The organism is Candidatus Phytoplasma fabacearum (assembly GCF_030586805.1).
Taxonomy (GTDB): domain Bacteria; phylum Bacillota_I; class Bacilli_A; order Acholeplasmatales; family Acholeplasmataceae; genus Phytoplasma; species Phytoplasma fabacearum.
Genome location: NZ_JAOSIM010000012.1, coordinates 1 through 13001, shown reverse-complemented (window position 1 = coordinate 13001; position 13001 = coordinate 1). Strand labels below are relative to the sequence as shown.

Annotated in this window: 5 protein-coding genes; all 5 read left to right on the top strand. The window is 21.0% G+C overall.

The window, feature by feature from the left end; translation table 11 throughout:
• Window positions 1-2541 precede the first annotated feature (2541 nt).
• The 5 genes from OC705_RS01655 (at window position 2542) to uvrB (ending at window position 12827) form a co-directional block, all read left to right on the top strand.
• Window positions 2542-3504 (top strand): hypothetical protein, encoded by a 963-nt coding sequence (locus OC705_RS01655; protein ID WP_304514036.1) that lies wholly within the window; start codon window positions 2542-2544, stop codon window positions 3502-3504.
• Window positions 3505-4318: 814 nt separating this feature from the next.
• Window positions 4319-4447, top strand: a complete 129-nt coding sequence (locus OC705_RS01650; RefSeq protein WP_304512647.1) for a hypothetical protein — start codon at window positions 4319-4321, stop codon at window positions 4445-4447.
• 1903 nt (window positions 4448-6350) lie between these two features.
• Window positions 6351-7988 carry an excinuclease ABC subunit UvrC gene (gene uvrC / locus OC705_RS01645; protein WP_304512628.1) on the top strand — a complete coding sequence of 546 codons (1638 nt, stop codon included), beginning with the start codon at window positions 6351-6353 and terminating at the stop codon, window positions 7986-7988.
• Window positions 7989-8038: 50 nt separating this feature from the next.
• Entirely contained in the window at window positions 8039-10882 is a 2844-nt protein-coding gene (gene uvrA / locus OC705_RS01640) for an excinuclease ABC subunit UvrA (protein ID WP_304512629.1), read from the top strand.
• Window positions 10872-12827 (top strand): excinuclease ABC subunit UvrB, encoded by a 1956-nt coding sequence (gene uvrB, locus OC705_RS01635; protein ID WP_304512630.1) that lies wholly within the window; start codon window positions 10872-10874, stop codon window positions 12825-12827. Before uvrA ends, uvrB begins: the two co-directional genes overlap by 11 nt.
• Window positions 12828-13001 lie beyond the last annotated feature (174 nt).

The following is a 13001-nucleotide window of genomic DNA, read 5'->3' as shown; positions in this document are numbered from 1 at the left end:
TCGGGTTAGCCTTAAATATTCCAATTTGAGGATGAAACCGACGACTACTCTAAGTTTCGCTTTTCCCTTGAGCCTAGCGCTGCTAGTTTTAACCTTAAGTAGGTGCTTTTAGGGAGATCAAAGTTACTCATAAATTCTACGTGCAGTTTTAGGTACGGTTTACGTTTTATCTTTAAATAAATATTTTTAAATCTTTAAAACGTTTTTTGTTCTCTAATTTCCATTAAAGGATTGACTAGGGAATAATCTTAATTTGAGAAAGATTATCAAATTAAGCGTCTTAGAGCTCTTAGCTTAATATGGATAGATTATTTGAGTTTCGATCTAAGAATTTATCTTTCTGATAGCTATTACAAATAGCCCCCCTCCAAACCGGACAAGCAAGTTTCCCAGCATCCGGCTTTCCATAATTTATCAATAAACAATAAATTACTGACTTCTTTCGCCCTATCAAGGTCGTTAACCTTGTTCCAGGGAGGACAATTCTCTTTATCATTCCAGATCAAGTTTTACTCCTCCGACTACTAAGAAGTTGCTTTATCCTTAGAACCATTTGGTGGCGGTATCTTCTTGACTAACTACTTCGTCGCAACCCGCTTTTAAGAACTGCTGTAATTCCTGAGAGTTTCCATTCAAGAATCATTCTTAGCCTTACAAGTGTTTATCGCACTGGCAATTGGTAAAATGACACAATATTTAGGGCCTCTTTGGTGCCCATAATAAGCTATTGAGGTTTATTTTATTACAACATTTTAACCGTTTAGGGATTTTCACCTTTTCCATGACTGCTGACCTTGCGAATGCTTTTGAAATCATTTTTTCTCACAACGCTTTCATGCTTTTGCTGTTGTCCATTGCTTTTTCAAGCGAATTGACCAAGCCCATCTTGCGATTTTTATGTGGTCTCATAGTATTATCCCGACTATGATAGTACGTTAATCTATTGAATTTATGGTATCTTTTGCGCACTCTTTCTAAATATAATTTTTTTAAATATACCATACATAATAAAAAATGTATAGCCATATATAAGTATACATAATTTTTATATTTTTATTATTTGAGAAAATACTTTAAGCAGGATTAAGATTATATTATGATAAAAATACTTTTTTCTAGTCATAAACAATAATGTTATATTTTAGTTAAAATTTTTAATAGATATAAATTAAAATTAAAATTTTTTTAATAAAAATAATTTTTTTAAATTTTATAATATTGATGATAATTAATATAAAAAAAATTTTATTTTCATACTATATTGTTGTTTATTATATTTTTTTTGTTATACTTTCTATTTCAATATATTGTCTTATTTTGTATTCTTTATTATTAAAATTTTTTATTTAAAATTTAAGAAATAAACAAAATATCTTTAAAAAATATGATTGGGATTACAAATAATTTAAGATATCTTTCTAAATTTATATTTATATTATTGTTTCATAAAAAATAATTTTACGAAATCAAAATATTATTTTGATTTTAAAAACATATAAGTTCAAGAATTAAAAATTTATTATTGACTTTTTTTAAAACATCAGATAGAGAGAAATGAAATTTTTTATTTCATTTTAAAAAAATGAAAAAAAATAGAAAATAATAATAATTTTAATTTTTTATATATTTTGATAATATTATTTAATAAATTATTTGTTCCTAAATATTATAGAAATAATTTTGGAATTTATTTAAATGATTTTTTCATAAAAGATTATAAAATTTAATAATATAAGAATTTTTGAAAATTATTATAATATAATTGCTAGTGGGAAAAAATTAAATTATAATAACAGAAATATTTTTTTGAATATTTGTTAAGAATTATTTTTTCTATTGAATTCAATTAAATATAATTGTGTAAAAATTATAATTTTAACTTATTTAAATTTATTCAAAATGTTTAATTATTTTGATGTTATTTTTTATTAATCCTTATCCATATTAATTTATTATTTTTGGTATCAAAATTAAAAAAATTGTTCTGTAATAAGTAAAATTTTGTTTAAATTGTAAAAATATTTGAATTATTTATAGAAATAATTTATTATTCATTATTATAAAAATTATAATTGAGATTTTATATTTTATTTATTTTCATCAATATTTGACGATTTAATAATATTTCGAGTAATTATCTAAATATCTTCTTTATATTTATAATTAATATTGTTTATTTTTGCTAGTTTTTCGAAGAATCAATAATAATTTATTTTTATTTTAAAATTAAAATTGAATTAGTATTATAATTATTTCTTAAAAAATGATGATTATTATCATTATTATTTCTCTGATAAGTAAAAAGTAATATTTATTATTTAATATTATTTAATAAATATTTATAATATAAGAAATTATAAATAATTTTTTATGCATTTAAAATAATTCAACAATTTTAGATTTATTAAAATTTAATTTTTGCTTAAAAAATCTAAATAAAAATTAAAATAAATTTATTTTTTCAAAAACAATTATTTCCTAATTTTAATTTCTTTATTATCAATTATCAAGTTAAAGAAATAAAAAAAAGGAGACTTAAAAATGGTTAAATTAAAAAAAATAATTAAAACAATTAATATTGGTTTATTAATTGTATTATTGTTATTGATTATAAATATAAATATTCATTTTTTGATGGCTTTTACAAGTAATAAAGATATGATCTATAAAACTAATAATATGAATATTCATAATATTTATTTAGAAAAAGAAGAAGATATATCGAATTATTTAATAAATTTTAATTGTTATGAATGTTTTAGTCCTTTGGTTTTAGATTATCCTTGCTATAATGGAGAAAATATTAAATATGATCTTATTTGGACAATTAAAAATCCTCCTTTTAAACAATTAGGCCCTAATGAATATAAATTAATGTGTGTTTTTTTTGATAAAGGAAAGAGAGATAAAAAAGATGATACTTATTCTTTAGAAGATTTGCAATATATGAGTAATGGAGCTTCTAATATGTATATTTTTTGGTTAAAAAAATTAATTATTAGAAATGAAGTTAAAAAAAATATACAAAATATAAAACAAACAATATTTAATCGATTAGAAATTGAATTTCAAAAAAAGATAATAGCAGAAATGAATGAAAAATTAAATTTATTGAAAAAAGAAAAAAAAGATTTTAAATTTAAATTTTTAGTTCAACAATCAGAAATATTACAACTTCAAGCAGAAAAAAAAATCTTAGAAAATAATCTTAAATTAAAAATGCAAGAGTTTTTAAATAGTCAAAAAATAACTGAAATTGAAATAACTAATTTAAAAAAAGAAATTAAAAATATTCAAACAAAATTAGAAATTAAAAATCAAGCAAATAGTAATCAAAATCAAAAAATAGAAGAACTAAAAATGAAATTAAATTTATTGAAAATAGAAATCGAAAAAACTAAAAACGAAAAAAATAAATATCAGTATATGACACAATCTCTTGAACAAAAACAAAATACTTTTTCGGGAATTTTTGATTTGTTTTATAAAAAAGTTTTTAAATAATTAAAAAAATAAAGAATTTTTATCCCCTAATACTCTTAATCATAATTAAGAGTTTGCTTTTTGAATAAAGATTTTTTTGAATCTTCATATATTTGCAAAAGTTTTTTTGAACATTATAAAATATAAAGATGTACATGATAATAATTGGTTGTAGGTAGGTATAAACAAAATATCGTATTATGTATGAATGGCTATCTTCAGATAACTCATCAACAAATACGCAACATCCAAGAATTTAATAAATAAAAAATGAATAAAAAATAAACAACTAAATATTGTTGATACCAGTTTATTCCTTGTGATAAAGTAAATTATAGTAATCCGTATGTTAGGAAATTTGCTTATCTGTTGTTTTAGATGGGGGCGTTTGTGATAGATAATTGAATGACAAGCCCTGTTATTTTTAAAAAATACTTATAAAAATAAGTTAAATTATATAAATTTATGACTTTTATAAACTTTTTAATATATAAATTGATTTTATAAATTAATTTAAGGAAAATAAATAAAATATGAATAATATCAATTATTTAAAACAAAAAAATTTTTTATTAAAAATTAATTTATTTCTTTCGATTTTTTTAGCATTATTTTTTATTGTAATACAAATAATAATATTATTTTCGCTGTGAATAATAATTGAACATATCATAGTATTTCTAATTATTCTACAAATTATAATGATCCATTGCAAAATTTATTGTCTTAAGCGAATAATTTTAATTATCGTATTAATAATTATTTTGAAAATACAGAAAATGTTTAATTATCTTATTTATTTAATCAATTAATAAAAATAAATAAACAAATAATAATGTATCAAAAATCACAATTAAAAAAAATCCAATTAATGAATTTAGAACTTAATTTAATAAAAATAAAAAAATTAGACCAAGAATATTCCGAAATGACTCAAAAAATGTTTTCTATTTGTTATTTTTAATAATATAACTTCATTATATGTTTCATCATATAAAATATTGTTATTACAAGATATTAAAATTAAAATGAATAACAACCGACAACAATTATTTAGATTATTCTATCAAAAATTATATAACAATCCAATAATAAAACAATGAAAGTTTATTTAAGAATATAATTATTTAATGTATATAATTATTATATTAACTAAAAGATTTAAATTGATTCAACTTTAAAGGTAAAATTCATAAATTATTAAGTTTTTAAAAAGGGCGCCAAAGAGGCCTAAATTTCTTGCTATCTAACCAATAGCCAGAGCCGATAAACTCTGAGTGGGTATGGTCGGTTTGATAAACGAAAGAATATCAAATTACAGCAGACCATAAAAGCGGGTTGCGACGAAAGCAAATTAGTCAAGAGGATTCCGCCACCAAATAATTCTATGGAGAAGCCTGAGATGGCCTAAGAAGGAAAATTGATGTAATTGTTAAACCTGTTCCGGAAGTTGCTGAAACGGACAGTCCAGAGTCTACTAATATAAGCTTCAAGTATTGAGTAGTTTATCAAAGAAAGAAACCTGGAATCAGCCTCCAAAAGAGGATACTTCCCCTAAAGAATTAAGGTAGAAATTTAGTGTAACTTGGAGAATCCTAAAACTAAGTAATTAAGTTTACTAATCCGGAAATAAAAGTCTGGATGGTCAAGGATAAAGAATCTTTTTAGTAGTCGTAAGGGTAAACCTAGATTTGGAATAATTTAGTTAATCGGCTTACCAGGAAGAGAGTTAATTACTCTTATAGGGCGAAAAAAGAAAGTAATTTATTATTTATTCAATGGTATCGAGAAAGAGGTTGATATATTGTGTCAACAACGGTTTCACCAGAAACTAAACTTTTCACGAACATCGAATAGAATTCAATATTGTTCATCAAATGGCTACTCTCTGAAAAGAGAACTCCAGCAGGGAATGAATAAACTTAATATAGGGTCAACTTGGGGGGATTTCTTATCTTAATAAAAGGGAAACCCAATACGAACCATGGAATGTTTACTCTTGGGACAAAAATTTCTTAAGATAATAAATTAATTTAACCATATTTTTTTATTTTTAAATCTTTTTTAAAATTGCCTTTTTAAAAATAAATTAGAAGTTTTTAATTAGATAAATTTATTTATGCATTGTATATAAATTTCAAACAGAAAGTTATTCTTATAATTGTTCATAAATAATTAAATTTTAATAATTTTAGAAAACGATTTTTTCTTGATTAGCTTAATTTATATTATTTATGATATTGTTGACTTATAAATAAAATTATAATTCGTTAAGAATGTAGATTTGAAAAATTTTTGTTCTTAAAAAATAGATCTCTATTTTTATTAACTATAGTAAAAATTATTTTTAAATTTATAAGAAATATACTTTTTAATCTATAAATAATATATTATTGTGCATTTTAATGATAAAATTTATATTTTGATTATTTACTAAAAAACTCTCCTTCTAAAAATTTCTGGTTGAGCATTTTTCCGTTATTCGAATTGTTATAATTTATATTTAATGTTTAATAATTCTATAATTATATTTATACTCTTTTTATAAAAATTAGGATTTTTTTATTTTCATTATTTGGTGTTTATTAATATAACATAGATTATTTATATTAAATATTCGCTATTAATACATTCGTGTATATCTATTTTTTATTTATTAACTAAAAAATATTTTTAATAAAAAAACTTGCCCTTTGTTTATTTTTAAGTTATTATAGAGTTAATAATCACTTAATATTAAAAAATATTAAAACTTTTTATTTAAAAATTAAAAAACAAATTTTAATACTATAAATTATATTTTTTTTAAAATTAAAATTATTGAAAGATTTTTTTAAAAAGATTTGAAATATGGTCATAATAAAAATATGTCTTTAAAAATGCAAAAAATTCAAATTAACAATCTTTTGTTAACTAAAATTATTAACTTTCCTCAGAAATCTGGTTGTTATTTATTTAAAAATTGTTATAATGATATAATTTATATTGGAAAAGCCAAAAATTTATTTTTAAGAATTAAAAGTTATTTTTATTCTAAAAATCATAATTCCAAAACTTTTAATTTGGTTAATGAAATATGTGATGTTGAATATATTATTACTAATAACGAATTAGAAGCTTTTATTTTAGAAGCTAATTTAATTAAAAAACATATTCCGAAATATAATTTTAAATTGTTAGATGATAAAAATTATGCTTATATTGAAATTACTAACGAAATACATCCGCGTTTAAAAATTTCTTATTATAAAAATATTCCTCAAAATGCTACAATATTTGGCCCTTATCCTTATAATAATAGTATGAAAGAAACAGTTCGTTTATTACATAAAATTTATCCTTTAAGACGTTGCCAACCTATTCCTAAAAAACCTTGTCATTATTATCAAATTAATGAATGCTTAGGTCCTTGTTGTCCTGAAAATAAATCTATTGATTATTCTATAAATATTAAAGGAATTAATGATTTTTTAAAAGGTAAAAATAAAAATATTTTACAAAAAATTAAAAATGAGATTAAAATAGCTATTAAAATGTTAAATTTTGAAAAAGCTCAAGAATATTATAAAATTTTAGAACATTTAAAAAATATTATCATTAAACAAGTTATTGAATTAAAAAATCATTTAAGTTGTGATATTATTGGTTTTTGTTTTAATAAAAATGAAATTTCTCTTTATATTTTTAAAATGCATCAAGGAAAAATTAGAGAACATTATCAAATAGTATCAGAATATATTGGAGATCCAATTGATAATATGATAACTTATTTACATTTATATTATGAGAATAATTTACTACCTAAAAAAATTATTTTAAATCCATCTTTAATTTTAAATAATCCAGAAATAAAAAAATTAATTAATACTAAGTTTTTATTAAAATTTAATAATGAAGAAAAAAAACTACAACAATTAGCGCAAAAAAATGCTGAAGAAAATTTAAATAAATATAATTTATTATATCGCGCTAAAATAGATGATACAATTATAGCTTTAAATGAATTATCAAAATTATATCAAAAAAATATTAATTATATTGAAGTATTTGATATTTCTCATTCTTTTGGTAAAAATTTTGTTAGTGGTATAGTTGTTTTTCAAAATTATCAATTACAAAAAAAATCTTATTGTGCTTTCCGTATTAAACAATCTGATCCGAATGAATATAATTCTTTATCAGAAGCTATTGAACGCCGATATCAAAGATTAATTAATCTTAATTTGCCATTACCAGATTTAATTTTAGTCGATGGCGGTATAGGGCAATTTAATATTAGTCAAAAAATTTTAAAAACTTTAATAAAAGAATTCGATTTAGGCGCTTTGAAAAAAAATAATTATCATCAATTAGAAAGTTTAATTTTACCAAATAAAGAAATTTTATTAAATAAAAAAAGTTTTTTATTTCGTTTTTTATTTTGTTTGAGCGAAGAAGTTCATAATTTTACTATTAATTTTCATAGAAAAATTAATAATAAAGCAAAAATAAATAATTTTATTTAATCTAAAAAATAGAAAATATTTAATTTTTATGTAGTATTAAAAGGATATTTATGAATAATAAAAATTTTAGTAATTCAAAAGATACAATTATAATAAAAGGCGCTCGAGAAAATAATTTAAAAAATATTGATGTAGAAATTCCTAAATTTAAATTAGTGGTTTTTACTGGTATTTCAGGTTCAGGAAAAACTTCTTTAGTGAAAAATATTTTATATCAGGAAGGCCAAAGAATTTATTTAGAATCTTTAAATTTTTATGATCGTAAATTTTTTCAATTTACAAAAAAAACCAATGTTAATTATATTTCAGGTTTAGCTCCAGTAATAAGTATTGAACAAAAAAAAATTATTAATAATTCCAAAGATACTGTTGGCACTATTACAGAAATTTATTATTATTTACAATTAATTTATGCACATATTGGCGTTTCTTATAATGTCCAAGATAATCAGCCTTATCAAAAATATAATATAGAGCAAATAATCAATAAATTATTAAACGATTTTAAAAACCAAAAGATTATAATTTTATCTCCTTTCCGAGAAAATTCAACAGAAATATCTCATAAAGCAATTTTAAATTTGATTAAAGAAGGTTTTAATCATTTTTTTATTAATAATCAATTTTTTATTTTTAATAATATTGAAGAAATTAATGATTTAGAAAAAAATGAATTAAATAATATTTTTCTAGTTATTGATCATTTTAATGTTGACGATAACATTAAAGAACGTTTAACTTCAGCTTTAGAATTATCTATAAAATTTAATAAAAATAAAATATTAATTATGTTTTCTAATAATCAAAAAATATTGACTTTTGATTTAAATTATAATGATGGTAAAAATTCTTTAACTCAATTAGAAAATAAAATGAATTTATTTTCTTTTTATAAAAAAAAGGGGATTTGTCATAAATGTAAAGGTTTAGGTAATATACTTATTTTTGATGAAAAATTAATTTTAGATAAAAATATATCTATTTTAAATGGAGCTATATTACCTTTTAAAAATGATTATTCAACAGAAAATCTTCAAGATAATTTAAAAAGTTTTTTCAACCAATATAAAATCGATATCCATCTTCCTTTAAACCAAATGAGCAAATCTATAATAAATATTTTATTATATGGTCCTAAAGAATTATCTGATGAAGTTTTAACATTTCCTCTTGGGATTATCCCTATTCTCGAATATTATCAAAAAAATTTTTCTAATTATGTTAATATTCAAAATTGGTTAAACAAGTTTAAATCTTCTTTTATATGTCCTAATTGTTCTGGAACTCGATTGAATAATTATGCTTTATCTTATAAGATTAATAATAAAAATATTTATGAATTAACTGATTTAACTGTTTATGAATTATTAAATTTTATAGAAAATATTGATTTAAGCTATTTAGAAAAAATCAATATCCAAGATGCTTTAGAAGCTATTAAGCAACGTTTAAATTTATTAAAGAAATTAGGTTTAGAATATTTAAAGTTAAATAGAAGTATTTCTGATTTATCAGGTGGCGAAACACAAAGAATTAAATTAATTAATCAACTTGCTTCTCAATTGACAGGAGTTATTTATATAATTGATGAACCATCTATAGGTTTACATCCGTACAATAATATTCAATTAATTGAAATTTTTCGTAAATTAGTAAATCTTGGCAATACTGTATTAATAATAGAGCATGATCAAGAAATTATATTATCTGCTGATTATATAATTGATTTGGGTCCTGAAGCTGGTAATAAAGGTGGTACTATTGTAGCCTGCGGATCTATAAATAATATTTTAGATAATAAACATAGTTTAACAGGTAAATATTTAAAAAATATTTCTTATTCGAAGGATAGTTTAAAACCTCAAATATCGTCTACAAATTATATGAAAATAAGACATGCTTGTGTTAATAATTTAAAAAATATTAATCTTAATATTCCTTTAAACTTATTTGTTGTTATTACTGGAGTTTCCGGATCAGGAAAATCAACTTTGCTTAACGAAGTTATATATAAAGGTTTAATTAAAATTAAAAATTCTGAACCAAATATATCTATGATGAATCAAGTTATATTTACAGAAAATCAAAATAATTTTAAAAATATTATTCATATAGAATCTCAAAATTTTGATAAAAAGTTAAAATGTTATTTAATCCATTATTTAGGTATTTCGGAAATTGTTAGTAACTTATTTGCTCAATCTCCTGAAGCAAGAGCTAAAGGTTATAACAAACGCCGTTTTATTTTAAATTCTGTTTCTTCTTTTTGTCATGCTTGTTGCGGAGAAGGTTTTAAAAAAATATTTATGGGTTTTTTACCTAATATTATAGTTCCTTGCGATCAATGTAAAGGAAAAAGATTCAATCTTGAAACTTTAACTATTCGATATAAAAATAAAACTATTGCTAATATTTATGATATGGATGTATCTGAGGCATATATTTTTTTTAAAAATCATAAAAAAATTCAGATTGTTTTAGAGTTATTAATAAATATAGGTTTAAATTATTTAAAACTAGGTAGTAAATTAAATATTTTATCGGATGGCGAAAAACAAAGATTATTTTTAATCAAAAAAATATATAAAAATAATTTTTCTCAAAATATTTATATATTAGATGAGCCTACTAAAGGATTACATTTTTTTGAAATCGAAAAATTAATTTCATTAATACGAAAATTAGTTAATCAAAAAAATACAATAATTATGATAGAACATAATATAAATATTATTCAAAATGCTGATTATATAATCGATTTAGGGCCTCAGGGAGGATTAAATGGTGGTTATGTTATAGCTAAAGGCGATATAGAAGAGATTATGAATAATTCCAATAGCTATACTGGTCAATATTTAAAAAAAATAAGGAATAAATCTCAATATGAAGTTTAAATTAAAAAGCTTAAATAAACCAAGTGGTGATCAACCTCAAGCCATTAAAGAACTATTAAAAAATTTTGAGAGAAATAAAAAAGAACAAATTATTTTGGGTGCTACAGGCACTGGTAAAACTTTTACTATTGCCAATATTATCAATCAATTAAATAAAAAAACTTTAATTATTGCGCATAATAAAACTTTAGCGGGACAAATTTTTAATGAACTAAAAGAAATATTTCCTGATAATAAAGTTGAATATTTTATTTCTTATTATGATTATTATCAACCAGAATCATATATTGTATCTCGTGATCTTTATATTGAAAAAGAAAAAATTATTAACGAAGAAATAGTAGAGTTACGTCATAACGCTATTAACTCTTTAATTAATCATGACGATGTTATTGTAGTATCGTCAGTATCTTGTATTTTCGGAATAGGCGATATAGAAGATTATAAAAATTCTATTTTATATTTATATCAATATCAAAATTATCCTATGGATAAATTGTTTAAAAAATTAATAGAATTGCAATATTGCAGAAATGATTCGCAATTAAACAATGGTAATTTTCGTGTTCGCGGTAATATCTTAGATCTTATTAATTCTAATATAAAAAAAGAAGCAATTCGTTTAATTTTTGACGATGATCAAATTAAAAATATTCAACTTTTTAATATAATCGATGGAAATATTATTAAAGAATTAACTAGAGTAATTATTTTTCCCGCTTCCATTTATGCTACCAATCCTAAAAAATTAAAAGAAAGTATTAAAAGAATTAAAAAAGAATTAACTCAACGAATTAAATATTTTAAATCTCAAAATCAACTTTTAGAAGCTCAAAAAATCGAAACAAAAACTCAATATGATTTAGAAATGCTGACAGAATTAGGTTATTGTAAAGGTATTGAAAATTATTCGCGACATATATCTTTAAAAAAAAAAGGAGAACCTCCGACTACCTTAATTGATTATTTTGGTTCTGATTTTTTAATTATTATTGATGAATCTCATATTACTGTTCCACAAATTAAGGGTATGTTTTTCGGAGATTACTCGAGAAAAAAAAAATTAATTCAATACGGTTTTCGCTTACCGAGTGCTTTAGATAATAGACCATTAAAGTTTAAAGAATTTGAACAGAAAATAGATAAAATAATTTATTTATCGGCAACACCGGGAAAATATGAATTAACCAAAAATATCCCAATAGTAGAACAAATAATTAGACCAACATTTATTTTAGAACCTCAAATCGAAATCAGATCTACCCAAAATCAAATGAATGATTTATCAAAAGAAATAAAAAAAAGGCAAAATGAAAATGAAAAAGTTTTAGTAACCACTATTAGCATTAATTTTAGTGAAGATTTAAGTTTTTATTTAAAAAAAATGGGTATTAAAGTTACTTTTTTACATAGCAAAATCCCAGCTTTACAACGTTTACAAATTTTACAAAAATTACGTATGGGTATTTATGATTGTGTAATCGGAGTAAATTTATTACGAGAAGGTTTAGATTTACCTGAGGTTTCTTTAATGATTATTCTAGATGCTGATAAAGCTGGATTTTTAAGAAATGAAAGCAGTTTAATTCAAATTATCGGAAGAGCAGCTCGTAATATCCGAGGTAAAGTAATTATGTATGCAGATAATATTACTAATGCTATGAAAATAGCTATTTCTGAAACAAATAGACGTCGAACTATTCAACAAGAATACAATAAAAAATATAATGTTAATCCTCAAATTATTAATAAAAAAATAAATATTACTAATTTTCATCATAATTCTCAAAAAAATTTTATGAAAGATATTGATATCGATCCGCAAAATGTTACTAAAAAAGAATTGATTAAGTTAAAAAAATTAATGAAAGAAGCTGTTAAAAGATTAGATTTTGATAAAGCCATTTTTTATAGAGATTTAATCATATCTATTACTGAAAAATAACTTAATTATTTTATTATAAGAATTATTTTGTTATATAAATCGTAATACTTTAAATTAATTCATAAAAAGAATGCAATTCTACTTTTAACTTATGTTTTTGGTTTTCTATTGTTTTTTTGTAATTTTCAACAAAATTAAATTTAATTTTGTTGAATTTTTGGTAACGATCTTGAT